The sequence below is a fragment of the Gemmatimonadaceae bacterium genome, from assembly GCA_020846935.1.
Classification (GTDB): Bacteria; Gemmatimonadota; Gemmatimonadetes; order Gemmatimonadales; family Gemmatimonadaceae; genus RBC101.
The window spans coordinates 809,165-834,830 of sequence record JADLCY010000001.1; the positions used below are offsets into that span (position 1 = coordinate 809,165).

Annotated in this window: 22 protein-coding genes and 1 pseudogene; 11 read left to right on the forward strand and 12 right to left on the reverse strand. The window is 67.2% G+C overall.

The window, feature by feature from the left end; genetic code table 11:
- Positions 1–361: 361 nt before the first annotated feature.
- The gene (locus IT361_03370; protein MCC6316709.1) at positions 362–628 is read right to left on the reverse strand and encodes a hypothetical protein; all 267 of its coding nucleotides are present in this window, start codon (positions 626–628) and stop codon (positions 362–364) included.
- Between the two features lie 307 nt (positions 629–935).
- On the opposite strand from IT361_03370, the gene IT361_03375 reads away from it, so the two are divergent.
- The gene (locus IT361_03375) at positions 936–1,691 is read left to right on the forward strand and encodes a FliA/WhiG family RNA polymerase sigma factor (protein MCC6316710.1); all 756 of its coding nucleotides are present in this window, start codon (positions 936–938) and stop codon (positions 1,689–1,691) included.
- 44 nt (positions 1,692–1,735) lie between these two features.
- On the opposite strand, the gene IT361_03380 is transcribed toward IT361_03375, so the two are convergent.
- Positions 1,736–2,488, reverse strand: a complete 753-nt coding sequence (locus IT361_03380) for a HAMP domain-containing histidine kinase (protein MCC6316711.1) — start codon at positions 2,486–2,488, stop codon at positions 1,736–1,738.
- Between the two features lie 412 nt (positions 2,489–2,900).
- Between IT361_03380 and IT361_03385 the strand changes: the two genes are divergently transcribed.
- Positions 2,901–4,121 (forward strand): amidohydrolase family protein, encoded by a 1,221-nt coding sequence (locus tag IT361_03385; protein MCC6316712.1) that lies wholly within the window; start codon positions 2,901–2,903, stop codon positions 4,119–4,121.
- A gap of 192 nt (positions 4,122–4,313) precedes the next feature.
- Here the strand turns inward: IT361_03385 and IT361_03390 are convergent, their stop codons facing one another.
- The 3 genes from IT361_03390 to IT361_03400 are packed head-to-tail and all read right to left on the reverse strand — an operon-like array spanning position 4,314 to position 6,611.
- Positions 4,314–4,982, reverse strand: coding sequence for a dienelactone hydrolase family protein (locus IT361_03390; protein ID MCC6316713.1), 669 nt, complete (start codon positions 4,980–4,982; stop codon positions 4,314–4,316).
- 2 nt (positions 4,983–4,984) lie between these two features.
- Complete coding sequence (locus IT361_03395; GenBank protein ID MCC6316714.1) at positions 4,985–6,061, reverse strand: VOC family protein; 1,077 nt, start codon at positions 6,059–6,061, stop codon at positions 4,985–4,987.
- 43 nt (positions 6,062–6,104) lie between these two features.
- On the reverse strand, positions 6,105–6,611 hold the full coding sequence (locus tag IT361_03400) for a MarR family transcriptional regulator (GenBank protein MCC6316715.1): 507 nt from the start codon (positions 6,609–6,611) through the stop codon (positions 6,105–6,107).
- Positions 6,612–6,718: 107 nt separating this feature from the next.
- Between IT361_03400 and IT361_03405 the strand changes: the two genes are divergently transcribed.
- Positions 6,719–7,099: a cupin domain-containing protein gene (locus IT361_03405; GenBank protein ID MCC6316716.1), complete on the forward strand. Its 381-nt coding sequence runs from the start codon at positions 6,719–6,721 to the stop codon at positions 7,097–7,099.
- Between the two features lie 94 nt (positions 7,100–7,193).
- On the opposite strand, the gene IT361_03410 is transcribed toward IT361_03405, so the two are convergent.
- Positions 7,194–7,502 carry a hypothetical protein gene (locus tag IT361_03410; protein MCC6316717.1) on the reverse strand — a complete coding sequence of 103 codons (309 nt, stop codon included), beginning with the start codon at positions 7,500–7,502 and terminating at the stop codon, positions 7,194–7,196.
- A 172-nt stretch (positions 7,503–7,674) separates the two neighbouring features.
- On the opposite strand from IT361_03410, the gene IT361_03415 reads away from it, so the two are divergent.
- Positions 7,675–8,763, forward strand: coding sequence for a hypothetical protein (locus IT361_03415; protein ID MCC6316718.1), 1,089 nt, complete (start codon positions 7,675–7,677; stop codon positions 8,761–8,763).
- Between the two features lie 7 nt (positions 8,764–8,770).
- On the opposite strand, the gene IT361_03420 is transcribed toward IT361_03415, so the two are convergent.
- Positions 8,771–9,319: a GNAT family N-acetyltransferase gene (locus IT361_03420; protein ID MCC6316719.1), complete on the reverse strand. Its 549-nt coding sequence runs from the start codon at positions 9,317–9,319 to the stop codon at positions 8,771–8,773.
- A 393-nt stretch (positions 9,320–9,712) separates the two neighbouring features.
- Between IT361_03420 and IT361_03425 the strand changes: the two are divergent.
- The 7 genes and pseudogenes from IT361_03425 to IT361_03455 all read left to right on the forward strand — a co-directional run bounded on the left by IT361_03425 (position 9,713) and on the right by IT361_03455 (position 17,018).
- A pseudogene (locus IT361_03425) lies at positions 9,713–9,796 on the forward strand (gluconate 2-dehydrogenase subunit 3 family protein).
- A 227-nt stretch (positions 9,797–10,023) separates the two neighbouring features.
- On the forward strand, positions 10,024–11,613 hold the full coding sequence (locus IT361_03430; GenBank protein MCC6316720.1) for a GMC family oxidoreductase: 1,590 nt from the start codon (positions 10,024–10,026) through the stop codon (positions 11,611–11,613).
- Positions 11,614–11,669: 56 nt separating this feature from the next.
- Positions 11,670–12,896, forward strand: coding sequence for an amidohydrolase family protein (locus IT361_03435; GenBank protein MCC6316721.1), 1,227 nt, complete (start codon positions 11,670–11,672; stop codon positions 12,894–12,896).
- The gene (locus IT361_03440; GenBank protein MCC6316722.1) at positions 12,893–14,830 is read left to right on the forward strand and encodes a pyrroloquinoline quinone-dependent dehydrogenase; all 1,938 of its coding nucleotides are present in this window, start codon (positions 12,893–12,895) and stop codon (positions 14,828–14,830) included. The genes IT361_03435 and IT361_03440 overlap by 4 nt, the downstream gene beginning before the upstream one ends.
- Positions 14,831–14,837: 7 nt before the next feature.
- A complete protein-coding gene (locus IT361_03445; protein ID MCC6316723.1) occupies positions 14,838–15,416 on the forward strand; it encodes a DUF4126 domain-containing protein in 579 nt (192 codons plus the stop codon).
- 47 nt (positions 15,417–15,463) lie between these two features.
- Positions 15,464–15,712 carry a GlsB/YeaQ/YmgE family stress response membrane protein gene (locus tag IT361_03450; protein MCC6316724.1) on the forward strand — a complete coding sequence of 83 codons (249 nt, stop codon included), beginning with the start codon at positions 15,464–15,466 and terminating at the stop codon, positions 15,710–15,712.
- Positions 15,713–15,725: 13 nt separating this feature from the next.
- A complete protein-coding gene (locus tag IT361_03455; protein MCC6316725.1) occupies positions 15,726–17,018 on the forward strand; it encodes a hypothetical protein in 1,293 nt (430 codons plus the stop codon).
- Positions 17,019–17,269: 251 nt separating this feature from the next.
- On the opposite strand, the gene IT361_03460 is transcribed toward IT361_03455, so the two are convergent.
- The 5 genes from IT361_03460 to IT361_03480 form a co-directional block, all read right to left on the reverse strand.
- Positions 17,270–18,010, reverse strand: coding sequence for a hypothetical protein (locus IT361_03460; GenBank protein ID MCC6316726.1), 741 nt, complete (start codon positions 18,008–18,010; stop codon positions 17,270–17,272).
- A 199-nt stretch (positions 18,011–18,209) separates the two neighbouring features.
- Positions 18,210–19,121 carry a DUF1207 domain-containing protein gene (locus tag IT361_03465; protein ID MCC6316727.1) on the reverse strand — a complete coding sequence of 304 codons (912 nt, stop codon included), beginning with the start codon at positions 19,119–19,121 and terminating at the stop codon, positions 18,210–18,212.
- Positions 19,118–20,734: an amidohydrolase family protein gene (locus IT361_03470; protein MCC6316728.1), complete on the reverse strand. Its 1,617-nt coding sequence runs from the start codon at positions 20,732–20,734 to the stop codon at positions 19,118–19,120. Before IT361_03470 ends, IT361_03465 begins: the two co-directional genes overlap by 4 nt.
- 406 nt (positions 20,735–21,140) lie before the next feature.
- The gene (locus IT361_03475; protein MCC6316729.1) at positions 21,141–22,361 is read right to left on the reverse strand and encodes an AAA family ATPase; all 1,221 of its coding nucleotides are present in this window, start codon (positions 22,359–22,361) and stop codon (positions 21,141–21,143) included.
- A 335-nt stretch (positions 22,362–22,696) separates the two neighbouring features.
- Complete coding sequence (locus IT361_03480; GenBank protein MCC6316730.1) at positions 22,697–25,237, reverse strand: hypothetical protein; 2,541 nt, start codon at positions 25,235–25,237, stop codon at positions 22,697–22,699.
- Positions 25,238–25,666: the final 429 nt, after the last annotated feature.

Here is a 25,666-nt window from a genome sequence, read left to right on the forward strand (position 1 = left end):
GGCGAGGGCAGTGGCGCGCTGGCGCGGCCTGGGACGACCGGGCTTGCGGACCAGGCGCTTCGCAACCGGGCGCTGCGTCGCGTGCTGATGACGCGACCGGAGGATCTCGATCGTCGACGAGGTCGTCGACCGGGCGTGGGAGTCGGGAGCAGCCGCGCGACCGGCGGCGAGCGATGCGGAGCGTCGCGCGCAGCCGCCCGCACCAGTGTCGCCGCGCCGGGCACCCGTGAGGCTGTGCAACGGCCGCCGTCGAGCGTGGTTGTGGGCCTTCTGCTCCCCTCCCCGGGTTCAGCAGGTGGCAACACACAGGGGCCGACGATTGGCCTGCCCCCTGGTCCGCGCGCCTTGCCCCTCGTTCGCCCTACAGATCCCGGCTCTCGAGAATGCGACGAGCGACCTCTCGCACGACCGCGGGCGAAGCGTAGAAGCCCCGGTGCAGCCGACCGCGATATTCAGCGATCTGCGCTTCTGTCAGGCCGGTCGACGCGCAGTCGGCAAACGCCCGAGGGGTCGGGCAGTTGATCGAGGCCCCTTCCCCTCGCTCGGGCAAGGCGATGGGCATCGAGTCAAACGGCGGTTCGATGCGAGACTCGGGGACTGCTGTATCGAGGCGCGTACGCTGAGGCACGGGATCTCCGGACGGCGGTTCGACTGATTGTATCGGCACGTCCGCGGCCGACTTGAGCCCCATTGTTACCTTTTCCGCGCGTTTGGCCCGGAAAAGAGTGCCGAATCCGGCAGGAACTACCCGCCATCCGGCGTCGGATACGGCGCCAGAGCCGCCGGGTTGGACGCAGTCAACTGCTTGCCGCACAACGCGATAGCGCGCATCGAGTCCGCCGGACCTCGCGATGCGGGGCTGTGGAACACCCGTTGCCTTTTGAGGGAGAGCCGCGGAATCGCGCGGACCCGTACCTCGAACCGGATTCGACGCCATGGCGCACGCAGCGGCAGCAGGGCCCAGCACACGGGTAGCCCACGATGAGCGACAGCAGCTGATCGGGGAGCACCTTGGCCTCGTGTACCACGTGGCCCGACAACTCTGCCGGACGAAGCAGATGGACGTCGAACTCGACGAGCTGGTGAGCGCGGGAACGATCGGGCTCATCGAAGCGTGGGACCACTTCGATCGCGCGCGCGGACTCGCCTTCTCGACGTTCGCCGCGCCACGCATTCGCGGGGCCATGCTGGATGAACTCCGCCGGCAGGATCACGTCCCGCGCTCGGTGCGACGCCGCACGCGCGAACTCAACGCCGCCACCGAAGCGCTCACCCGCCAGCTCGGCCGCGCGCCAGATCAGGCACAGCTCGCCGAGACCATGGGGGTCGACCTCCATGCACTGTTTCGCATGCAGGCTGAGAGCGACAACAGCCGCTTCATTCCGCTGGAACGCACGAGCGAGCGCACGCCGAGCGGTTCGCGCATCCCGATGGAGCACCTCATCGCCGCCACGGACTCGGACGTCGATGATCGGCTGACGCTGGCGCAGGAGATCGAACGCATGCACGATGCCCTGCTGGACCTGCCGGAACAGGAGCGCAACGTGCTCGGCCTGTACTACTTCGAGGAACTCAAGCTGGCCGAGATCGCGGCGATCCTTGGCGTGAGCGAGTCGCGCGTATCGCAAATCCGGGCCAAGGCGATCAGCCGACTGCGCGTGTCGATGGGCTCACTCCGCGAGAGTGCGTGAACCCGGGGATGACGCAATGCCTGCGGGCCTCTGCCCGACGTGCGCTAGCGTAGTCCTTCGCGCTCCATGCGTCGCGCCTCGGCGAGCGAGGGCAGCGTGATCTCGTATCGCAGCCGCGGACACGGCGTGGCTGGCACCAGTTCGGCGGTCGCTGTCACGTGTGCGTGCGCGAGACCACTCTGCACCGCATGCACCAGGCTTCCGTCACCCGTGAACAACAGTTGTCCGGCGGGAGACGGCGCCTCGAAGCGAACGAACACGTGCTTTGCGTCGCCGCCGCAGCTGAGCTGCAGCGTGGCCTCGCATCCCGAACGCAGAGCGTTACCGGCCGCGCTCTCGAGGAGCACGAGCAGGCACCGCAGCAGCGCCGACGGGCGTACGAGGACCGGCGGAATGTCGCCGGCAGCGGAGATGTCGATGGGAATGCCGCGCAGATCGCTGTGGTGCCCGTGCAGCTCCATGACCTGGGGTATCACGTCCTGCACCCGCACCGGTTCCGTGGTCACGAATGGCTCGGCCGGCATGAGCCGGAAGAGCATGAGCAGCTGGTTCAGGCGTTTGACTTCCTGGGCCAGCGACTGCACGAGCTGCGGATCCGGCAGTTCCTGATCGTCGTCGAACAACGCCGCGATGGCTTCGAGCGACGCGACGCGATTGGTCAGCTGGTGATTCAGCCCCTTGAGGACCTTCTCGGAGACGCGCAGCCACTGGTCGCCCCAGACCCGCGCAGGGGTGGGCCCCTCCGTCTGGAGTTCCGAGGCTTCGGGACGTGGATCACTGATGCGGCTGGTCATCATTGGCAACGATCCGTGGTCGGTGCGGTCCATCTGACCTATTAGGACGACCGTGTCGGGGTGAGGGTACGGAACGTCGGCGCCCGCCACCGGGTCTCCGACGCTCCGATGCGCCGCCATGGGGTCGCCGACGCCCTGAACGCCGACCTGGGGTCTCGTACCCGCTGAACGCCATGATGAGGTCTCGTACGCCCCGATTGGACGCCGGCCGCGAAGCCTGATCCCTGAAGAGCTCCACCGTTTGAGCGCGCCGGACCGGCCAGCACCGCGTCTCGGGCGCCAGGGACAGCCGAACACTCCACGCTGGTGCGCTCGGGACTCCGCGCCCACCGTCGGCGTCCCGCGTGACCGCGGCGTAAGATTGGGCACCCGAAGTGGAGTCAGACTCCCCATGCACCCTTCCCTGATCCCCGCCATGCTTCGACCCCTCGCCGCTGTACTCGTCTTTGCCGCCGTCGCAGCGCAGGCGCAGGGTCGCACGCTCGTGATCACCCACGCCAACCTGATCGACGGCACGCGAGGCGCCTTTGCCAGTGACGCGTCGGTGGTCATCCGAGACGGTCGCATTGCCGAGGTGGTGGCCGGCACCTACCAGGCGCCTGCGGGAGCAGAGGTCATCGATGCGCGCGGGCGCTACCTGCTGCCGGGGCTGATCGATGCGCATGCGCACGTCTCCAACTTTGCGGCGGCACGCCGCGCCCTTGAATCGGGCGTGACCACGATCCGCAGCGCGAGCACCTCCAACTACCAGGATGTCTCCCTGCGTGAGGCGGTGCGCAATGGCGTGATCCCCGGGCCGGACGTCCTGGCGGCGGGCGTGTTCGTTTCGCCGGACCTCGGCGAGTCGATGCTCGCCGATCCGCGCCTGACGAAGCTCGGCGGGCGCGTCACGACGGAAGCGGCGATGCGCGAGGTCGTGCGCGTGAACCTCGACCACGGCGTGGATGTCATCAAGACGCGGGGCACCGAGCGCGCCGGGCTGCCGAACACCGATCCCCGCAAACAGACCTACACCACGACGGAGCTCGGCTGGGTGGTGAGCGAGGCCGCCACGCGCAACGTCCCGGTGATGGCGCACGCGCACGGGGACGAAGGTGCGTATGCCGCGGTGCAGGCGGGAGTGCGGAGCATCGAGCACGGCACGTTCCTGGCGGACTCCACGCTGCGGCTCATGAAGGAGAAGGGCACGTTCTTCGTGCCCACGTACATCACGGTGGTCGACCTGACTCAGCCGGGCGGCGACTACGACGATCCGGTGCTCACGCTGCGCGGCCGGTTCATGCTGCCGGTCCTTGGCGAGACGGTCCGGCGCGCCAGTCGGCTCGGGGTGCGCATCGCCACCGGTGCCGACACCAACTACGGCGAGGAGAGCCTTTCACGGATTGCCGGCGAGGTTGCGTCGTTCGTGGACCTTGGCCTGACGCCCCTCGAGGCCCTGCGAAGCGCGACGACCACGGCGGCCGACCTCCTGGGGATCGGGGCCAGGGTCGGGCAGATCAAGCCCGGATTCGAAGCCGACCTGATCCTGGTCGAGGGGAATCCGCTGAGTGATCCTCGCGCGCTGGGCGATGTGCTGGTCGTGGTAAGCAACGGGCGCGTCGCGCTCAATCGCACGCCGTTCGCCGCGAGCCGTTAGGCTCGCACACCGGATGGTCACCGCCAGTGCGAAGCCAGGTCGACTTGAGCGCGTCGCGCCGCCCGCGAGGGTCGTCAGGCTCGCAGGGCAGACAGTCAAACGCCAGCGCAAGGCCAGGTCGGCTCGAGCGCGTCGCGCAGCGCACGGCGTCGCCAGGCGCGCGCGTCACATCGTCGCGGTCCAGGCACGATGTCAGGCGGGACTGAGCGTGTCGAGGAGCGCGCGCCCGGCCGCCAGTTCGTCGTTGTTGATCGTGTGCGGCATGCCGGGATAGAGCCGCAGGTCGACGCGCGCACCCATCTTCGCCAGCACCGTTGCCGTCTCCTGTACGCGGGCGGCCGGGATATGCGGATCCACATCGCTGCACCCGAGGAACACGGGCGTGTCATCGAGCGATCCCGGGTAGTCACGTAACGTTCCCGGTGGCCCTATGAGGCCACCACTGAATCCCAGGACCGCGCCGTACGGTCGCGGGTGCCGCGCCACGAACTCCGTCGTCAGGCAGGCACCTTGTGAAAACCCAAGCAGCGCGATGCGCGACGCTGGAACGCCGTCCGACTCGACCTGCCTGACGAGTGACTCCAGGAGCGCGATCCCCGACGTGATGCCCGGTTCGTTCTGCGCCATGGGCGCCAGAAACGAGAAGGGATACCAGGTGTGACCGTTTGCCTGCGGGGCAAGGAGCAGCGCGTCGTCGAGGCCGAGCGGGGCGGCCAGCGTCAGGATGTCCTGCGCGCTGGCGCCTCGCCCGTGTACCATGATCACCGCCCGCGCCGCCGTGCCTCCCGGGGCACGGCGCAGGATCCGCGCGTCACCGTGCGGCGGAATACCACCCGCCGTCGATGCGTCACGGTCGTCCATCATCAGACCGCCAGCGGCGTCAGACCGCCGGCAATCCGTTCACGATCCGGCTCGAGCCACGCGGGGAGCCGCAGTTCTCGACCCAGGGCCTCCGGCGCTTCATCCCTCGAAAAGCCCGGGCCGTCGGTGGCGATTTCGAGCAGGAGCCCGTCCGGATCGCGGAAGTAGATGCTCTGGAAGTAGGTGCGATCCATGACGGGAGACACGCTGACCCCCGACGAGAGCAGATGGTCGCGCCACGCAAGCTGCTCGTCGGCGTCCGCGGCCCTGAACGCGATGTGATGCGTCTGGCCGATGCCGGGACGCACGAGCCGACCGCGCGGCGGCCATCCAAAGAACGTAAGCGCGCTGTGCGGCGCGACGTCCTTGCCGTCGTACGATGCCCAGAACCAGTGCTTCACCGACGGATTGTCCTGGTTGAAGCTCTTCTTCACCAGGGCAAGCCCCAGCGCGCTGGAATAGAACTCGTCCAGGCGCGTGAGATCGGTCGTGATGGCGCTGATGTGATGGATACCCTGCAGCGCCATGTCCGCGGTGATCACCGGCACCGGCTCGGCGTGCGTTAGGCTGGCAATCGCAGCTTCGTCGCGATCGCCGCGGATCTGCGCGCCCGGTGGCAGCAGTTCCGTGCGGCCAAGCGCGTCTGCGGGTTCGTCCAGAGCGTAGCCCGGACCTCGGGTCGCGATTTCCAGGATCTGACCGTCAGGATCGGCAAAGTAGATGCTGCGGAACCATCCTCGATTGAACGGACCGCTCACCGGTACACCGGCATCCACGAGGCGCCGCTTCCACTTGAGCTGCGCTTCTGGCGTTTCGACACCAAGGGCGAGGTGGTGCACGCCGCCGACTCCCGGGCTGCCGTGCGGGAGCCCCGTCCACTCGAAGAACGTGAGAATGGTGCCCGGCGCGCCGGTCTCGTCGCCGAAATAGAGGTGGTACGATCCCGGATCGTCGAAGTTGACGGTCTGCTTCACGAGGCCGATGCCGAGCACGCCGCGGTAGAACCCGAGCGTGCGGGCGGCGTTCGACGAAACCATCGTGATGTGGTGAAAACCGGTCGTGCGGAAACGGGGTGTCATGATCGATTCTCCTGCGGCCGCCTGATGACGGCTCACTCAGTCGCTATGGGTCCGGCGCCAGTTCCGCGGCGTGTAGTCCGAGCCGCTTGAGAAGTTCTGCCGCCTGCTTCTGCTCAGTCAGCGTCAGTCCGGCGACCGCGTCGACGATCCGTCGGGCATGTCGCGGGAAGATGCGACGGAGCAGCTTCTCGCCGTCCTTCGTCAGGGCCGCGTAGCGTGCGCGGCGATCCGTCGGACACTCCCTCCGCTCGACGAGCCCCTTCTCCACCAGTCGATCGACAAGGAACGTGATGCCGCCGCTCGACACCAGCACCCCGCGCTGGATTTCGCCCAGCAGCCTGGGTCCCTTGTGATAGAGGTACTCGAGGACGCCGAACTCACCCTCGCTCAGGCCCTCCGAGCGGATGTCGTCGGTCGCGAGGACATTGATCGCGGCCTGGGCCCGTGTGAGAATGACCCAGAGCCGGAGTGCGGCGTCCGTGCGTTCGTCACCGGCATCAGTGCGAGACGCTGCCGTGGAGAGGGCGGAAGAGGTTGCGGTGCGCGGCATGAGGTCGGGTATATCTTAGTACTAAGATAAGGCACCCGGCGTCCACTCGCAAGGGCGGGCGCGGCCAGCTATCGTCCCCGTCCTCACCACATCGGGAGAACATGTTCATGCCGTCGCCGTCTGTCACGCACTACCGCTGGGATGCCATGCCGATCGAGGAGGTGACGCCGATGCTCGGTCGGCGACTCATCACGGGCGACCGCATGATGCTCGCGCACGTCTACCTGAAGAAGGGCTGCATCGTCCCGCGCCACAACCACCACAACGAGCAGCTCACCTACATCATCTCCGGTGCGCTGCGGTTCTGGATCGGGGAAGACGAACGCGAAATCATCGACGTGGCCGCGGGCGAAGTGCTGCACATCCCGTCCCTGGTGTTCCACAAGGCCGAGGCGCTCGAGGACACGCTCGACGTGGACATCTTCAGTCCGCCGCGCGAGGACTGGATCAACAAGACCGACGCCTACCTGCGCGCCGGCAACAAGTAGTCACCGCAAGCGCAGCGGCCGGGGGATCGCGCGGAGGCGTTGACGCTCCGCGCTCAGTCGTGGAATCGCCGGCGGAGGCGGTGACGCTCCGCGCTCAGTCGTGGAACCGCCGGGCGGAGGCGTGCTTGACCGCGGCACCAACACAGAGGATCAGGCCGGCGCCGGCGATCATCGCCCCCCACCTGGTCTGTGCGTCGTGGCGTTCGGCGCGCGACACCCAGGTCACACCTTTGGGCGGCGCGTCGTACGTGTTGCCAGCGAGGGCAGCGAGTTGGGCGCGGCCAATCGCAAACAGGGCGAGTCCGCTGATCAGGGTCATCGCCGCGGCAAGATCGAGCAGTCGGTCCTGCGCACGAACGGCGCGTGCGCGTCTCGGCGGAATCGTGATGTTCGTCTGCGACATGATGCCCTCGGAATCGGTCCTTCAGTCCGTAGACGAGGGTGGCGGCTTGAGGGCACGCCCTCCGGAATCGTGACGGTCGTGCCGCGGCGACGCGGTGACCGGTCATGGTGACGTATCTCCATGGCAATGCACGCGTTACCACGAGGCGCCTGGCAGCGTCCGAGAGATACCCATGCCCCGCCTGTCGCGCTTCCGTCCCCTGCTCTCGCTGCCGCTGGTGATCGCCCTCGTGGTGTTCGCTTCGCGTGCGGTGTCCGGGACTCCAGTGCGCCGCGGATTGCCGTCTCCTTTCGCGGTACCGGTGGTGCACGCGGAGCTGGTGAACATGCCCACGATCGGTCGGCGACGGATGCCTGCCATTTCCCTCGATTCGCTCGTCGGGCGCAGCGGCGACCTGCGCGTGCGGATCATGGAAGCCGACGAAACGGCGTCATACCCGGGGCTGGGCCGCCAGTACGGTGACGAGGCCCGGCGAGCCGGCATCCGACCGATGGACGGAGTGAGCGAAGTCCCGTTCACCTTCGTCACGATGGCGTCGTGGAGACAAAAACTCGGCAGCCACATCAACGGCTACCACGTCGGGTACTGGCCCGGCGAAGGTCGTCGGGCGGCAGCAGGCTACGAAAACCCGGCCGGGTTCATCGAGGTCACGCGCGACAACGTCGATACGCAGCTTTCGACGCATTTTCGCCTGCGGGACTTCGTGACGCACGATCAGGGATGGGTCTGGCCCAAGTACGTCGTGCTGCGCGAGGATCTGCTCGACAAGCTCGAACTGGTGCTCGACGCGCTGCAGGAGGCGGGGGTGGAAACGCGGCACGTGGTGGTGCTTTCGGGGTTCCGCTCGCCCCAATACAACACGCGCGGCGTGGGCGAAGGGATGGCGCGCTCCTCGCGCCACCAGTTCGGCGACGCGGCCGACATCATCGTCGACGCGAACGGTGATGGCCGCATGGATGACCTGGACATGGACGGTCGGGTGACGTTTGCCGACCTGCGCGTGCTGGATCGGGCGGTGCAGCGGATCGAGCAACGCTATCCGGAGTTGGTGGGTGGCCTCGGGCTCTACCACGAGACGGGGCCAAGCGGGCCGTTCGCCCACATCGATGTCCGCGGCACGCGCGCCCGGTGGACGAACGCGCAGCGGCGCGGGCCGTCGCTCGCATCGGCGCGCGGCGCCGCTCCGGCGGCGGTAGCCCAGGCATCAGGGCGCTGCCGGGCAGACGGCGCGATGGCGGTCCTCTGCGGCGGGGTGGAGTAGCCTCGCCTTACGCCCCGTGCACCACGGCGCCCGAGGCGGCGCCGGGTCGCAGCCTGGCATAGCACCACTCATCGGCCGCTCGACCTTCCTTGACCGCGGCGCACTTCATGGTCGCCTCCCGCGTGAAGCCGCCGCGCTCCAGGGCGCGCGCCGAGGCAGTGTTCCAGGAAAAGACGAAGGCATTGAACCGGATGAAGTTCCACTCGGCGAACGCCCAGTCCGTGAACCCAAGGATGGCTTCGGACGCGAAGCCGCGACCCCAGAACGGCCTGCCTAACCAGTAGCCGAACTCGGCAGAGAACCGGTAGATGTCCTCGCCCGGGATGATCCCGATGGAGCCGATGGGCGCCCCGTCGAGCGCAATCGCGTAGTTGACCTGCGGCTCGCGGCTCAGTGCGCGCGTGATGAACTCGTGCGCGTCGGCCACCGCATAGGGATGCGGGAAGCGATCGCGGAGGTTGCGCCACACCTCGTAATCATCCGCCAGTGGAGCCAGCGCGGCCGCATCGTCGGTGCGCCATGACCTGATGGTGAGGCGCGTGAGGGGAAGTTCCATGCGTGCATGCTGTCGCGCCTACCACGCGGCGTCCAGCGGGTTCCTTGCCATGATCGCTCGCTGCTGTACATTAGGCCGCCTTCCGCCGTACCGAGAGGGTCGATGTTCCGTACGAGTCGCCGCGCGTTCGTGGGCTGGCTCGGGGCGCTTGGCGCCCTGCTGGGCACGCGGAGGGCGCGTAGCGCCGATGTCGTGCTCCGTCAGGAGCAGCCGGAGTCCCTGCCCGCCGTGTCACTCGCCGCCCTCGCCGGCGCGGTGCTTCCATCGACGCTCGGTCCCGACGGCGCGGGGCGCGCGGCGCGCGCATTCGCCACGTGGATCGCCGAGTACCGCACCGGGAGCGAAGTGCTTCATGGCTACGGCACGGAGCAGCTGGCGTTTCTCCCCGCGGTGCCGCTTCGCGCCTGGCGGTCGCAGCTCGCTGCGCTCGACCGGGCGGCACGGGCCGCCCACGGGCGACCCTTCGGCGCGTTAGGCACGGGCGAACGGCAGGCGGTGGTGCGACGCGAGCTGGACGGCGTGCGGCCCACGACGATGCCGTCGATCGCCTCCGCCCCGCACGTGGCCCTCGCCCTGCTGGCCCACTTCTACGAATCCAGCGAGGCCACCAACCTCTGCTACGGGGTGCAGCTGAACACCAGGTCGTGCCGGCCGCTGGTCCACAACAGCCGACAGCCGCTGCCCCTCGCGCGCGGGGGCCGGACATGACGCAGCCGCGCGTGTACGAATGCGACGTGTGCATCATCGGCTCGGGGATCTCGGCGGCGATGGTGGCCGAGTCGCTGGCGCCGACCAGCGCACGCGTCATCGTCATCGAGGCCGGCGCCGAGTCACCGGACCCGGCGCAGTTTCCCCGGCTGCGGCAGCGCTTTCTGCGCTACGGAGAAAGCCCCTGGCCCCGGGATCACATCGACGGCCTCGGTCCACCGGGCATCCAGTCGCGCTCGATGTGCGTGGGCGGACTCGCCATGCACTGGGGCGGCGTCACCCCCCGGTTCTCGCCCGAAGACTTCCGGACGCACTCGCTCTTTGGCGTCGGCTCGGACTGGCCGATCACGTATGACGACCTGGATCCCTACTATCAGCGTGCCGAGGAGCTGATGGGGATCGCTGGCGAGCAGGGGCCGGCTGCCCTCGATCCACGGAGCAAGCCGTTCCCGCTGCCGGCCATTCCGCTGACGTGGAACCTGGAAAAGCTGAAGGGATGGGCGGCCAATGCAGGCATCCCCACCTGGAGCCAGCCGTCGGCCAAGCTGACTGTCGCGCGTGATGGTCGCGGAGCGTGCTGTCGCAACGATACGTGTTTTCCGATCTGCCCTGTGGGCGCGAAGTACTCGCCCGACATGACGTGGCGAACGCTGCGGTCCCGACGGCGCGTCGAGCTGCATGCCATGACGCTCGTCAGGCGTTTGCGACCGGCGGCGAACGGCGCGAGGATCGAAGCTGCGGAGGCCGTACGGCGCGGATCCGGAGGCGAGAGCGCGGTCGAGTACCGGGCGAAGACCTTCGTGGTGGCAGCGGGCTACATCTGGAGTGCCTACCTGCTGTTGTTGTCGCGCAGTGGGCGCTTTCCCGACGGTCTGGCGAATTCCTCGGGTCTGGTGGGGAAATACCTCACCGGGCATCGCAATGTGCAGGCGTTCGTCTCGCTGCCGATGCAGCTCTACCCCGGCATCAACGAACAGCATTCCCTGGTGACGAAGCACTTCATGCGCACGCCGCGCACCTCGAAGTATGTGCGGCACGACCTGCGACTCTGGGAGTCCGCCGTGGGAAGGGCCCCGCGACTCACCGACGACACCGGCGCACTCATGCTCGGCGATGCGGTCATGGCCGACTGGCAGCAACGGACGCGGGAGGGCACGGCGCGGGTACGGGCGTACTACGACGTGGTACCGGATCGCGAGAGTGCGCTCACGCTCGACGGCGCGAAGCGGACGCCATTCGGCGATCCGGCCCCGGTGATCACCATGCGCGACGACCCCGTATCCCGCGACCTGCGCGGCTTCACCGAGGAGCACGTGCGGGTCGTCTTTGACGAGCTGGCGCGGGCCGGCAATGGCCGCGTCCTGCGATCCAACGTGGATGCGTTCCAGGATCATCCCGGCGGCGGATGCCGCATGGGGAGCGACCCGGCGCACAGTGTGGTCGACAGCTGGGGGCGAACGCACGACCACGAGAACCTGTTCGTGACCGGCGCACCGACCATCGTTTCATCGAGCAGCGCGAACGGAACGCTCACGTTCTGCGCGCTGTCGCTGCGCACGGGTGAGGCGGTCGCACGCGGCGCGTGAGCGGCCGTCGCAGGAGCCAGGCAGTCCGGGAAGGATCACACCTTGGGAGGGACGCAATGCTTCGTTTGTGTTTGCTCGGAGTCGGGCTGGGTCTCGCGGTCGCGAGTGTCGATGCACAGCCGGTGGCGATCACGGCCGCGCGGGTGTTTGACGGTGCCGGACGCTGGATACCCAACGGCGCGGTCGTGGTCGAGGGGAAGCGCATCACAAGCGTGGGAGCGCTGCCAGCGACGTTTCGCGGCGTGCGCTATGACCTGGGCGATGCGACGCTGATGCCGGGCCTTATCGATGTGCATGCGCACCTTGCCTGGTACTTCAACAAACAGGACCGGCTGCATACCGCGAACGACGGCGACACGCCCACCGAGTCCATGCTGGCTATCGCGGGGAACGCATGGGAGACGCTGCGGGCCGGTGTGACGACGATCCAGAGCCCGGGATCGCCTGAAGACGCGGAGGTGCGCGGCGCGATCGGTCGTGGCTGGATTCCCGGCCCGCGCGTGCTCACGTCGCTCGGCTCCATCAATGAAAACGCCGGCACGCCGGCGCAGATCCGTGAGCGGGTGCGCACGTTCAGGCAGCGGGGAGCCGACCTGATCAAGCTGTTCGCCTCGAAGAGCATCCGGGACGGTGGCGCGCCGACGATGACGTTCGAGCAGGTGCAGGCGGCGTGCGATGAGGCCCACGCGCTGGGGCTTCGGGTGCTGGTGCATGCCCACGCCAGCGACGCGATGAACATCGCCTCGCGGGCGCGATGCGATCAGATCGAACACGGCATGCTCTCCGACCAGGCCGCGCTCGACGTCGCGGCGGCCAACGGCGTCTACCTGTCGCCGCAGTGCAGCCTGGTGATCGAGAACTACCTGCAGAACCGCCGCAAGTTCGAGGGCATCGGCAACTACAACGAGGAGGGCTTTGCCGCGATGCGCAACAGCGAAGCGGCGCGCATCACCACCATCCGCAATGCGGTACGCACCAAGGGGCTCAAGGTGGTGTTTGGTACCGACGCCGTGGCCGGCGCACACGGGCGCAACGCCGAGGAACTGGTGTGCCGGGTGCAGCGCGGCGGGCAGTCGGTGGCTGACGCACTGGCATCGGCACAATCGGTGGCCGCCGAGTCGATGCGGCTGGCAGATTCGCTGGGAACGTTGCGCGCCGGCCTGCTGGCCGACGTGATCGCGGTGCCTGGGGACGTGCGTCAGGACATCACTGCGCTCCTGCGTGTTCGGTTCGTGATGAAGGACGGTGTGGTCTACCGGAACGAGCCGGGAGCGCGGCGATGACGCGGGGCACGGTCGCCGTCGTTCTGGCGTTCGGCGCGTCGGTAGCAGGATCGCAGGGCACGAATCGTCAGATCGTCGAGTGGCCTACTTACGGCGGCGATGCCGGTGGCATGAAGTACTCACCGCTCACCGACGTAAACCGGGACAATGTGCGCCGGCTGGCGCGCGCGTGGTCGTGGGACACGAAGGATCCGGCCAGCCCACCCGCCGACTCAGGGCGGCCGGCGCGCCCGGGGAACTTCCAGGCGACCCCGTTGATGATCAACGACACGCTGTACTTGCCGACAGCGCTCAATCAGGTGGTGGCGCTCGATGCGAACACGGGTCGGGAGCTGTGGCGCTTTGATCCACAGGCGTACCGCGCCGGACAGCCGTCGAACGGTACCGGGCTGGTGCACCGGGGCGTCGCGAGCTGGAGCGACGGTCGCCAGCGTCGGATCTTCATCAACTCGCGATGGCGACTCTTTGCGCTCGACGCCACCACGGGTCGGCCGATCCCCTCGTTCGGCGCCAACGGCGAGATCGATCTTACCGTTGGCCTTTCGCGGTCGGTGAATCGGCTGCACTACACCAACACCTCGCCTCCTGTGGTGTGGGGCGATCTCGTGATCCTCGGGAACGGCGTTGGCGATCGCCTCATGTATCGCGGGGATCCGTCCGGCGACGTGCAGGCGATCGACGTGCGCAGCGGGAAGCGGGTCTGGCGCTTCAATCCCGTACCCGGGCCGGGCGAAGTTGGGCACGAGACCTGGGGCAACGACTCATGGAAGCACACCGGGCACACGAACGTGTGGGCGCCGTTCACGGTGGACAGCGCACGTGGCCTTGTCTACCTGCCGTTCGGTACGCCGAGCAATGACTGGTACGGTGGTCGACGCCCGGGCATGAACCTGTTTGGTGAGACCCTTGTCTGCCTCGACGCGCGCACCGGTCGTCGCGTGTGGCACTTCCAGACCGTGCACCATGGCCTCTGGGACTACGACCTCCCGGCGCCGCCTAACGTGATCACCGTGCGACAGGGCGGCCGGGCGATCGACGCCGTCGTGCAGGTGACCAAGATGGGCCTGCTGTTCGCGTTCGAGCGCGTGACGGGTCGGCCGCTGTGGCCCATCGACGAGCGGCCCGTGCCGGCGAGCGACGTGCCCGGAGAACAGGCCTGGCCGACGCAGCCCATTCCGCGACTGCCGGCGCCGTTCGCCCGCACCGGAATCAGCGAGGCGGACGCGGCGGACTTCACGCCCGCGATCCACCAAGCCGCGCTCGCCGCGTTGCGCAGGTACAGGCTCGGGCCATTGTTCACGCCGCCGTCGCTCGAGGGCACGGTGACCCTGCCTGGATCGATCGGTGGGGCCGGATGGGGTGGCGCGATGTTCGATCCCGCGTCGAACACGCTGTTCGTGAAGGCCACCAACTCGCCATCGGTCTGGAGGATCCTGGCCCGGCCGACGCCGTCCGACACCAACGACATGGAATACGCGGCGGATCTCGCGAACTCGTCCATCACCGTGCGACTCGGCGACGCTGCGCCGATCCCGGTGATCAAGCCCCCCTACGGCACGCTCACCGCCATCGACATGGCAACGGGGGCGCAGCGCTGGCAGGTTCCGCTGGGCGACACGCCGGGCGTTCGATCGCATCCCGCACTTCGCGGCGTGGCGATTCCACCCTACCTCGGCGTTGCTGGCGCGCCCGGTGGCGTGGTGACGGCGGGCGGTCTCGTGTTCATCACGGGAGGCGGGAGCGTGCTGTACGCCATCGATGTGCGCAACGGCACGGTCGCCTGGCAGGGGCAACTGGAGCAGGACGGGTACGCCAATCCCATGACCTACCGCACTCGTGCCGGGCGACAGTTTGTGGTGGTCGCCACCGGTGCAGGCGCCACGGCGCGCCTGGTGGCGTTCGCGATCGCGCAGGTTCCGGACGCGAGAGAGTGAGGCACGGATGAATGATGTTGGCGCCACCCTCCTGGCGATCACGCTCGGGCTCGGACTGGCGACCGCTGCCGGGCTTCGCGTGTTCGTACCGTTGCTCGGAGCGGGCCTGGCCGCGCGCTTCGGCCTGATTTCGCTGCACGACGGGTTTGCATGGCTCGGCGAGCCGCTGGCGCTCGTGGCGCTCGGGACCGCGGCCTTGCTGGAAGTCGTTGCGTATCACGTACCCTGGCTCGATCACGCCCTCGACACCGTCGCCACGCCGGCCGCGCTCGTCTCGGGCATCATGGCGAGCGCCGCGGTGGTCGCCGACGTACCTCCGCTGGTGCGATGGGCGATTGCGATCATCGGCGGAGGCGGCGTGGCAGGCGTGGTGCAGGGCCTCACCGTGGCGACGCGGATCAAGTCGACGGTCGCGACCGGTGGGCTGGGGAATCCGCTCGTGTCGACTGCTGAAACCCTCGGTGCGGTTGTCGTCGTAGTGATGGCCGTCTTCGTTCCCCTGGCGAGCCTTGCCCTCGTCGTGGCCACCGTGATCCTCACGTGGCGATGGCTGGGAAGGCTGGCGTGGCGGCGTCACGCACCCTAGGCGTCACCAACGCCCGGCAGCCACTCTCTCTCTCCGGAGTTGTTCTCATGGGCCTCATCTTCGCAGCGTTGGCCGGTCTCCTCGTGGGCGGACTCGCCCGGTTCTTCTTCCCGGGGACGCAGGAGATGGGCCTGTTCAAGACCATGTTGCTCGGCCTGTTCGGCGGCTTTCTCGCCGGCGTGCTCGGCCGGCTCACCGGGTGGTACGGCCCGGGTCAGGGCGCCGGGATCATTGCGAGCGTGCTCGGGGCGATGCTGATTCTCTTCCTCCTCGGGAAGCGGAACCGAGTCACCTGAACGACGAAGCGCCATGCGAGACGAGACACCGACATCCCCGTGGCAGCTGGTGGTCACGGGGATGTGGTTATTCGGGACGGTCGCCGGGGCACAGGCCCCGCGACAGACCGACGCGGACCACTACACGCGCTATGAACTCCTGGCGCCCGGCACGGCGAAGTTCCGCATCGTCTACGAGGTGTCGGCCACGACCTCCGGGGCCACGCGATACTTCAACCCCATCCGGCGCGGGAGCATCGCCACGGATGAACGGGTGACGGACCGCGCCACGGGCAGGCCGCTGCGCTTCTCCGTGGTCAAGGGATCCGAGGCGCGCGCCGGCGGCGTGCGCGGCGCCGACTCGACGATGGAATACATCGCGGTGGAACTCAGCCGGCCCGTCCCCGACAACGGGGAGCAACGCCTGCTCATCGACAAGACCTACGAAGATGCCCGGAGCTATATCGCCGGCGGTGACACGCTGGTCTTCACGCGCCCGTTAGGCATCCGGCGCAACGCCGTGGTCCTGCCGGCTGGTTACGAGCTGGTCGGTGTGAACTACCCGTCGCAGGTTCGGACCGAGACCGACGGTCGCGTCCGCGTGTCGTTCATGAACATCGGACCGTCGGAGGTTCCGTACGTGGTGCGCGGTCGGCGGCTCGCCGCTTCCAGGTCGGCCACGAGCTCCGGGCGAGCCGCAGCGCCTGCGCCCACGAGCCCGGTCGTGGCGGCCGCGCCAGCTCGCGGCAACGTGCTCGACGATCCGCGTCTCTCGGAGCGCGCACGGCAGGACCGCGAGATCGTGTACTTCCTGCAGTCGCCGGAAACGAGCGCGTTCGACCTGTACCACGACTACACCGAAACACGTCAGGGCGTCGGCACCTACCTCAACGTGGTGCGCGCCGGCTCGCGCGTGGCCAATCCCTCCGCGTACGTGCTCGACACGGGGGAGCGGCTCGTGACGCAGACGCTCAAGGGGGCACAGATCGCGCAGGCGCAGGTCGACATCGGCCAGGCGGTCACGCCCGAAACGGAAGTCGTCGTGATCCGGTTTCCACCACCCGGGGCCGGCGAGTCGGTTCGCCTGCGGATCGCCGAGACGTATACCGATCCGGCACGCTATCGTTTGGACGAGGGAGACTTGTTGGTGTGGGACCGCGCCTTTGGCCGACCGGTCAACGCGATGGTACTGCCGGCCGGGTGGTACGTGACCAACTGCTCGGTTCCAGCGGTGGTGACGCTCGAGCCCGACGGTCGCGTGCGACTCACGTTCGAGAACCCGCGTACCGACGAGGTGAGCGTCTTGTTGACGGGTCGCCGTCGCTGACGCGCTGCGCACTCGCGAGCGAACAGGTCGTCGCCGCCAGGCGTACCGCGGACGACCGGCGAACGGGTCGCGGTTGCTGACACGGCGCGGATGAACGCCGCAGGGGTCAGCGTTTTCCATTCGGTGGGTGCGGACAACCGTCGCAAGGGCTCGGCGTTTCCACACCGCGCGGACGAACGGCCGCGGCCCGCCGCGGGCGTGGCCCGGGCGACGTGCGCAGACCGCACGCCGCCGGGCCATCGGATCCGTGACTAGCGCCGACGCGGCTTGCCGCGCTGGGACAGGTCGAACTCGAACGTTTCTCCGTTCACCGTCACGACGGCGAACTGGGTGCCGTTGAACGTGATGGTGACCCCTCGTTCGACGAGTGAGCCATCGGGCCGCGTGGCAACGACGTGGCGGGTGATGGTGCCCGAGGTCGGCCAGCTCGTGGCGGTACGCGGTACCGGAATCATCACGGCATTGATGGTGCCCTTGCCGCGGATCGAATACGTACGCGTCTCACCGTCGCTCACGCGCACTCGGGTCGCGGTGGCCGAGTCCGTGCCGTTCCAGGTCATCGAGGTCTCGCGGCCGGCGAGTCCGCTGACCGTGAAATCACGCACCCGGTTCACGGTGGCGGTCCAGTGCGGGCGAGTGATCTCGCCGCTGATGACGGCGTGCATGGACACGCTGGCGGTGGTGAGCGAGTCGTAGGCGGGCTGGGTGACGCCCGCTGCATCCTTGTAGGTGCAAGTGCGTTCGACGTCCAGTCCGCCTCGGGCTTCGCGGTTGCACTCGAAGTGTCCGGGCCGCGCGAGAAGGCCGAGCCCGAAGGGGCCGGCGCCGGGGCCGCGCATCAGCTCGACGTCGGTCGCCGCGGCATCGGCCGCGATGGTAGCGACGTCGGCGCTGAGGACGGCGTCGGAACCGGTGATGGTGGTGGGGGCGTCAGTGCCGCAAGCCGCCAGGAGGGCAGCCGCGAGCACGCCCAGTGTGCGTGGGAATCGCATGGTCGGTGTCCGTTGTCAGTGATGGACGAGAAAGCGCGCGCGGCAGGTACCGCGGGCGGGCCGCCCGTGTCGACGCAACGATGCCGGCTGGGGAGAGTGTGTAGCCGCGACACCATGACCCGATGTGCGCTCGTACGCGCGCGCACCGATCACGCCCTTGTGACGTTCGTGCTCCCGGAGCTGTTAAGGCGACCTGCGTTCAGAGCTGGAAGTGCGCGCCGAGGCCCATGTATTGGATCTTCTCGCGGAAGAACTGTCCGTACGGCGACGGACCAGTGTAGCTCTCGAAGAGCAGGCTCCATCGGCGTGACGGCGGGTCGGCGCCGCGCGTGCGCTCGAACTCGATGCCGGCGCGAATCGAGATGCTCGGCTTCCAGTCCTGCTCCTGCGAAGCCTTGAGGTCGATCGCGGCCACGGGCCGCAGTCCCCCGGCCGTCCCCAGGGAGATGAGCGAGCGCGTGGTCCGCAACTCGGCACCGCCGTGCGCGACCACCGGTTCGAGGTCGTCCGGTGACCGATTGAACAGCCACTCGCCGCCACCGTACAGGCGCAGCAGCGGCCCTTCGATCGACAGGATGGCCTCCGCGGCTTCGAACGAGAGGTTCACGCGTCCGGAGTCTGCGGCACGGAGCAGGAACTCGTCGCCGAGGTGCGAACTCTGATGGTACACGCGAAGCCGCGTGGAGAACGCGTTGCGCCGAATGGTGAGCGGGACGCCGACAACATAGTCGGCGTTCAGCAGGTCGAACGATGGCGCGCCGAGGTCAAACTGTGCGAACACACCACCAGCGAGCGAGAGCTGTACCCCGTTGCCCGGCGTCGCGCCGTTCCAGCGGGCGATACCGAATTGGTCGGCGATGCCTACCGATCCGATGGTCGACAGGGAGTCGTTCTCGCCGATGGTTCGCTGATAGCTGAGGAACGAGTGCAGCCCCTTGGGGTCGGCGAGCAGCGGGCAGAAGACGTCACCGGAGGGCAGCCCAACGTAGCCGCTTCGTTCCGTCGACGGGATGCGCAGTCCACAGCGGTCGATGGCTGTGGACTGCGCCGCGAGGTTGCCGGCAATGAGTAGTTGGAGCGGGAGCAACCACTTCGCGCCGCCGAGCGTCATGGAATGATCGTGCCTTTTGGCTGGAACGGCGCACGCACCGCATCCGTCTTTGGCGCCTTCTCCTTTGACTTCGCCACCATCTTCTCGACCTCCTCCATGAGGCGCACGTTGTTCATGACGACGCCGTCCTTGATGGTATGCACGATGCCCTGTGTGCGAAACATCTTGCCGTCCTTGTCGAGCGCCAGGTCGCCGAACGAGTACAGATACTTGAGGTTGGCAGCGGGATTGCCGTCGACGAGGAGCAGGTCCGCCTTGTAGCCGGGGCGTACCAGCCCGAGTCCGGGCTCACCGAGGGTGATGGCGCTGTTGAGCGTGGCCGACTTGAGGACATCGAGCGTGCTCATCCCGGTTTCGCGCGTCAGCTGCAGCTCACGAATGGTCGAGAAGCCCGGGGTAGCCCAGATGTAGTTGTCGTCGGTACCGAACGCCACGCGGCCGCCCCGGCGGTTGAACTCGTTGATCATGTCGCCCCAGAGCCGGAACGCCTGCGTCCAGTTGTATTCGTCGTCGCTCGTCCAGTCGTAGTGGAAGGCCCCGTGCCAGGCCGGGTCCGGCAGGTTCCAGCCCCAGAGCGAGGCATGCGTGTACTTCGCGTGCCAGGGCAGCGACTCCGCGCGCAGTATGTCGCGGTTGGCTTCATAGACCACGCGGGTGGGCAGCAACGTGACGCCGCACTTGAGCATCGAGTCCACGACCGTGGTGAGCAGGCGTTCCTTGTTGGTGTAGGTCCACACGCGGCCGGCTTCGCGGAAGCGATCGTTTTCGTTGCCGTAGCTGTAGTTGCGCGGGAAGTCCTGTGACTGGTTGTCGAGCGCGGACTCGGCGTAGCCGTAGTGGTGTTCGATCATCGTGATGCCGGCGCACGCCGCCCGCACCGCATTGGTGACCGCGGTATTGGACGGCTGGAGGTGGAACGAGGTGATCATCCCGTTCTCCTTTGCCGCTTTCGCGATGGCTGTCACGAGTTCGAGCGACCAGCCTAACGGGTCCATCGAGATCACGCGGAGGCCCGCGCCCTTCATGGCCTTCACCACTTCGGGCGCCTTGGCGGGATTGTCGAGGTCGAGCCGCGAGAAGCCCGTGACGCCCGTACCGTAGCTCGTGAGCGGGTACATGCGCGGCGCGATGATGCTGTTCGCCTCGCTCTTCCGCGCTTCGTCCATCGCACTCTGGAACCCGCGATCGGCGGCATTGACCATGGTGGTCACGCCCATGGCGAGCTTGAGATAGTAGACGTACTCGATCTCCTCGGGCAGCGTGCGAAGGTGCGTGTGGAGGTCGATCATGCCGGGCATGACGTACTTTCCGGCGGCGTCGATGACGCGGTCACCGGTCAGGCGCTGTCCTGCTCCGCGGCGTTCGGCGCTCACCGGGTCGAACGGCACCATCTGCGTGATGGTGTTGCCTTCGATGAGGATGTCGTACGGACCGGCCGGCGGCCCGCCGTGACCCGGGATGACCATCGCGTTGCGAATGACGAGCCGGTTGTAGGGGCCGGCGGCAAGGTCGCCAAACTGGCGGGTGGTGATGTTGGCGGGCGTGGCGGGGCGCTGGGCAGCGAGCGGGAGGGCGAGGGCGAGGCTCGCGCAGGCGAGGGGGAGGCGACGCATGGGGCGATGGACGAAAGGAGGGGAGCCGGCCCGGGGTGGCCGCGCTCCTCATTCTAGAGCGCGGTACCGCGCCCTGTCGATTGCTCCGCCGACTCAGCCCACGTACACGGCGCTGCGGTACGAGGCATCGCCGTATCTCGCGCCCTTTCGGCACAAGGCGGACTCGCGCGTGCGGTCCGCCAACCCTCGGCGAGACGAGGCGCACGAGGTCTCCGAGTCGACGAGCGCGCGCCGTGGGAAGGCGCTCGTCGTCGCAGAGGACGCCGGTGGAGCGGCGACCGGGACGCAGATCCATGACGTTGGGTCGGCGTCCGCGGAGAGCTCCTCCGTCGGCTTACCCATTCACCGCGTGTTCGGATCTGGTCGACTTGCCGTTCGTCCATCTTTTCGCAAACAGGTCGCACCATCAACGCTTCTTGCCTTGCTTCTTTCGCGAGTCGGCGAAGGCCGTTGGCGGTTTCCATTGCGGCATGACGCGCTTCATGTAGTCGTCGAACATCGGAACAGTGAAGGCCGTGTCACCGAATGCCGGGCTGTAGATCATCCCTTTGCGAATGAGCCCATCGCGGAGCGGTCCAACCTGTGAAACCCTTGCATCCAGCGCCGCAGCGATGTCACCGGAACGATGCGGGCCTGGACCAAGTGTCGCCATCGCGCGCAGGTAGTCGCGTTCACGCGGCGTGAGGCGATCGAGGCGGACACGAAAGAAGCCGCCGTCGAGTGCCTTGATCGCGGCACCCGTGGCACGTTCCACGTCGGCCCTGGTGATCGGAGAGGAGGGGGCCTCGTTCCAGGCCTTGGATCCCCATTCCTGAACGAAGTACGGATACCCTTTCGTCTGCTGCACAATCTCGACGAGCGCATCCGAGACGATGTCGGCGCCTTCGTGCCTGATGGGCTCGCGGATCGCGGCGATTGCGGCATCGCGGTCGAGCGGTCCTACCCCCGGAAAATCGAACAGGCGTTCGGCGTACGACTTGGCATCGCCAGCCAGGCCTGCGAGCAGCGGAAGGCCGGCTCCGAATACCACGATAGGGAGGCCGCGCTGCCCAATCTTGTGAACGGCAACGAGCAGGGCACTCAGGTCGTCCGACTTGAGGTACTGCACCTCATCGATGAGGATGACAACTGGCCGTCCCGCGGCCTTGGCTGCGACAGCGATCTCGAGAAGAAGGTCCGGGAGATCGATTTCAAGGTTGCCGGATGCACCGATCGCGTCGGGGGTGACTCCGACTTCGACTTCGCCGACTTTCATCGTGAACGTCGAAGCGAAGGACCGGAGCGTGCCGAGTGCTCTCACGGCGAGGTTCCGGGCCCTTTCGACCGCGCTGAGCTTAAGGAGCACCTTCCGGAGCTCGGGCACTAGCATGTCGGCGAGCCTGCGGTTTTCGGGAGCTTCGAGTTGAACGGTGAGGTACCCTTCGGATTCGGCGACCTCGCGTAACTTGTTCAGGAGAACTGTCTTACCGACGCCACGCAGTCCAAGCAGCATCTGGCTCTTGGCTGACCGTCCGTCCTTGACTCGTCGCAGCGCCACCCAGGCCGCCTCGATGATTCCCGCCCGACCAGCCAGTTCCGGTGGCGGGGTACCAGCCCCGGGCGCAAAAGGGTTCTTGAAGGCGTCCATGGTTGCTGTGGGCCGGGGGCTGGCGAATGCCAGAGTTAACGGAGATTATGTGCGTTGCACGTAAACTGCCATAATGTTCCTATATCCGGCAATACTGTCTCGACGGCTCTGTCGTGTCCGACCCACGACGGTCTCCTTCGGACTTCGCTGACGCCGGCCACGTGCGCCGCCGGCGAGCACGCTACCGGATGACTCATGTAGGCTGCCGAGTGCCACCGGCTGGGGAGTTGGTGGGTATCCGCGCGTTCGATGGCGTGGCGACGCGACCGCACGTTGCACGACGCCTCCCGATTGTGGAGCGATCCCGGTTCAGGCGCGCCTTGCTCACGAGTTCCTCATACCCGCTTCCTGGCTGCGGGGCTGCCAAGGGCCGCCGTGACCGCCGCGTCGATCGCGCGAACGATGGATGCCTTGCCGGTACCGTGACAGCCGCGCCATGGCTTGGTGTCGCACATGCTCCTGATAGACCGTCCAAGCCCCGTTCGCATCATCGAGAGGACGACCACGGCATCAATACCCGGGAGGCGGCGCGCAAATTCATCGACGAACGAACCCCAGTTCGAAGACCAGCCGGTGTGCATGAAATCAACGGTCAGCCACGCTCGGTCACTGTAGCCGGCCCTGATCGATTCGTCGTATTGCGCTTGTGTCTCGTTGCCGCCCACGACAAGGATGGAAATCGGACGCAGCGACTTGGGCGGGGAGCTGCTCAGCCTTGGCGCGGCCGTCAATCGGCGCCTCAGCTCGTCGAGTCCGAGGGTTTCAGCGTGGGGGTAGGTTGCGAGTGTCTCGAGGATGTCCTCGGGCGAGGCGGTGGTCGCGCCGGAGCTGCGCGCCACGACCGCGTGAAACTGGCGAATCAGCAGTTGTGCGGCGTCGCGATATCGCCCTTGACCTTCAAGGGCCCGTATGCGCGCCGCGTCAACATCAGCGGTGGCCCAGAGCATCTCCAGTCTGGGCTCATTGGCGAGCAGGTATTCGAACTCCTCGAACAGCTTTGCCTCGAATGTCAGCTCCTCGAGCGCGTCAAGCTGTTGCGACGCCAGGTCAACCGTCTTCTCGCGCTCTTTCGGATCAGCGCACCGTTCAGCCTGGAGAAGGAGCATTTGCAGGGCGGAGCGCCCATCCGTCATGCGTTGGATCGACGTGCGGTGCGGCCGCGCGCTGCGCTCCCTCAGTGCGCCGGCAATGGCGCGTGAGGGGAACACCGACTCCTCCTCACGGAGAATGTCCAGAAGGGACTCTCCACCGATGCCGAGCAGTGACTCAATGCCCTGTACCCCAAACTGGTGGTTGAGGGTGAGTCCTGCGATCACCTCGACCATGAACAGCTCGGGAATCCATGCGCCGGCGCCGACACCATGCACGAGATCGTCGATCGCTGCTTCGAGCCGCTGTGCACCAGCTTCCGTGCTCGCGCACCGGGCAATGGCGACATGCACCCGCGCCTGGGCGAGCAACCGATCGTACCTGCCAGGCTCCAGTTCAAACGACGCAACGGCATGATCGAGATCTCGCTCCGCGGCTTCGTAGTTCCGAGACAGGAGCGCGCGAAAGCCAAGCACGTAGTAGGCATGGCTCGATGTCGTGACGTCGAGCTGTTTCGCCTCTGAGAACCGCACCATCGACGCGTCGAGCGCACGTGCGAGTCGTGCGCATTCGTCCTTGGTGGAGCCGAGGCGGAGGTCGGCCAGGCGCTTGAACCCGGCTTCGGTCAGTCCGATGTCGACGAGCACCATGGCGCGATGCACGTCGTCCGAATCCCTCAGGATAGCCTCCAGCAGGCGACGAGCGGCCTCGAGCTGTCCACCCTCGCGCAGACAGTGAGCGAAACGCCGACGAACGGTCGCCCATTCGTCGAGATCGAGCTCACCATCCGTCGCCGACAGCGCCCGCATGAGCACCTCGAAGACGGGCATGGCATCGGAGAAGCGAAACTCCCGCTGCAGTGACGTACCATATTTCAGGACTTCCTTTCGCAGCTCTCCAAAGCGTGCGACGGCGGCGGGCTGTGCGAAGGCGACGATGTCGCTCGAACGACCTCTCCGGATGAGGGCCCGAAGAACGTGCATGGCGCCGTAGCGGGAAGGTCCGCGCCCCGAATCTCCGAGCGTCTTGACCTCCTCACGGGTGTCAAACAGTTCGAGGATGGCGTCGTACTTCTCGAGCCGTTCGAGTCCGGCGGCAAGGCCCGCATAGTACCATCTCCATCGCGAGGTATTCTGCGCGGGCAGCATTGGCCGTGCAGGTCGCGATCGGACCGCGTCGTGGAAGCCCAGGTGATAGAAGGACTGGTGTCGCTGGGCGTTCAGCGAGATCAGCTCATCAATGATGCTGTCGATCGTTGCCTCATCCGGGGCGGCAAGCGTGCCCTGCAGACTGTCCGCAATTCTCAGGATCAGCTGCTCGTCGAGCGGCGACAGGCGGGAAGTGTCGGCGCCAGCGCTGCGCGCGGGAGCCTGAGCAGCGCGCGCCGACTCCCCGTGGTCTTGCACCGGCGTTGCCACGCCAGGCGACCACGCGGTCGCAGCACCCTGAACAACGACTTGCGACGAGGGAACGCGGGGGTCTGGTGACCGGTGCGTCGACGTTGTTACGAGTTCCAGCTCGTCCGCAACGGTTGGTAGCACCGAGTTGAGGGCGCTCCACGGGTCCGGTATCACCAGCGCAAGCGCAAGGAGGAACCGTCCCATCTCGAACGTCGGATGGGTCCGAAAAGCAAGCAACGCGGCCTGGGCCAGCTCATCTCGGGTTCGAGCTTGTGCGGCGGCCATCCCTTCGTCGCTGAGGCCTCCGTTTTCGTGCGATATCCCGAGATGATCGAGGATCGGCGCCTGCAGGACATCGAGCTGCGACGCAAAGTGAGCATGCGCCATGTCCAAAACCACTTCTTTTGATTCCGGATAGGAGAGGCGGCCAACCTCGCTGCAGAGCCGTGGCACAGACCATCCACTTACGGTCCCCGGGCGGAAGCCGGACTTGTACTTGAGCAGCAGAGCGACCAACAGCTTTCGCCTGGCCCCGCTGGTAGCGGATTCCCGCTCACCCTGGATAGCGGCCAAGATCGCTGCTGCCCGTTCGCTCGGCTCGAACGTCGACCAGAGATCCCGCAGTTCGGCTGTCGCACCCTTCCGGAGCGCCCGAAGTATTCGTGAACCGTCCACGCCAACCGCCTCCTCGTTCCTCGATTTGCGAGCTTCTGGCTGACACCTCGACGTGCCCGCGCAGAACCAGCGATGGAGCAGGTCACCAGCGTTGCTCCACGACGCGAGGCAGGCCAGGCGCGGCGCCGCCCCTATGTGCCG

Bases quoted from the DNA above. Each gene is read 5' to 3' on its own strand.
- IT361_03375 (MCC6316710.1), top strand. From the start codon at position 936: ATGGCGCACGCAGCGGCAGCAGGGCCCAGCACACGGGTAGCCCACGAT.
- IT361_03380 (MCC6316711.1), bottom strand. From the start codon at position 2,488: ATGATGACCAGCCGCATCAGTGATCCACGTCCCGAAGCCTCGGAACTC.
- IT361_03385 (MCC6316712.1), top strand. From the start codon at position 2,901: ATGCTTCGACCCCTCGCCGCTGTACTCGTCTTTGCCGCCGTCGCAGCG.
- IT361_03390 (MCC6316713.1), bottom strand. From the start codon at position 4,982: ATGGACGACCGTGACGCATCGACGGCGGGTGGTATTCCGCCGCACGGT.
- IT361_03395 (MCC6316714.1), bottom strand. From the start codon at position 6,061: ATGACACCCCGTTTCCGCACGACCGGTTTTCACCACATCACGATGGTT.
- IT361_03400 (MCC6316715.1), bottom strand. From the start codon at position 6,611: ATGCCGCGCACCGCAACCTCTTCCGCCCTCTCCACGGCAGCGTCTCGC.
- IT361_03405 (MCC6316716.1), top strand. From the start codon at position 6,719: ATGCCGTCGCCGTCTGTCACGCACTACCGCTGGGATGCCATGCCGATC.
- IT361_03410 (MCC6316717.1), bottom strand. From the start codon at position 7,502: ATGTCGCAGACGAACATCACGATTCCGCCGAGACGCGCACGCGCCGTT.
- IT361_03415 (MCC6316718.1), top strand. From the start codon at position 7,675: ATGCCCCGCCTGTCGCGCTTCCGTCCCCTGCTCTCGCTGCCGCTGGTG.
- IT361_03420 (MCC6316719.1), bottom strand. From the start codon at position 9,319: ATGGAACTTCCCCTCACGCGCCTCACCATCAGGTCATGGCGCACCGAC.
- IT361_03430 (MCC6316720.1), top strand. From the start codon at position 10,024: ATGACGCAGCCGCGCGTGTACGAATGCGACGTGTGCATCATCGGCTCG.
- IT361_03435 (MCC6316721.1), top strand. From the start codon at position 11,670: ATGCTTCGTTTGTGTTTGCTCGGAGTCGGGCTGGGTCTCGCGGTCGCG.
- IT361_03440 (MCC6316722.1), top strand. From the start codon at position 12,893: ATGACGCGGGGCACGGTCGCCGTCGTTCTGGCGTTCGGCGCGTCGGTA.
- IT361_03445 (MCC6316723.1), top strand. From the start codon at position 14,838: ATGAATGATGTTGGCGCCACCCTCCTGGCGATCACGCTCGGGCTCGGA.
- IT361_03450 (MCC6316724.1), top strand. From the start codon at position 15,464: ATGGGCCTCATCTTCGCAGCGTTGGCCGGTCTCCTCGTGGGCGGACTC.
- IT361_03455 (MCC6316725.1), top strand. From the start codon at position 15,726: ATGCGAGACGAGACACCGACATCCCCGTGGCAGCTGGTGGTCACGGGG.
- IT361_03460 (MCC6316726.1), bottom strand. From the start codon at position 18,010: ATGCGATTCCCACGCACACTGGGCGTGCTCGCGGCTGCCCTCCTGGCG.
- IT361_03465 (MCC6316727.1), bottom strand. From the start codon at position 19,121: ATGACGCTCGGCGGCGCGAAGTGGTTGCTCCCGCTCCAACTACTCATT.
- IT361_03470 (MCC6316728.1), bottom strand. From the start codon at position 20,734: ATGCGTCGCCTCCCCCTCGCCTGCGCGAGCCTCGCCCTCGCCCTCCCG.
- IT361_03475 (MCC6316729.1), bottom strand. From the start codon at position 22,361: ATGGACGCCTTCAAGAACCCTTTTGCGCCCGGGGCTGGTACCCCGCCA.
- IT361_03480 (MCC6316730.1), bottom strand. From the start codon at position 25,237: ATGGCGCATGCTCACTTTGCGTCGCAGCTCGATGTCCTGCAGGCGCCG.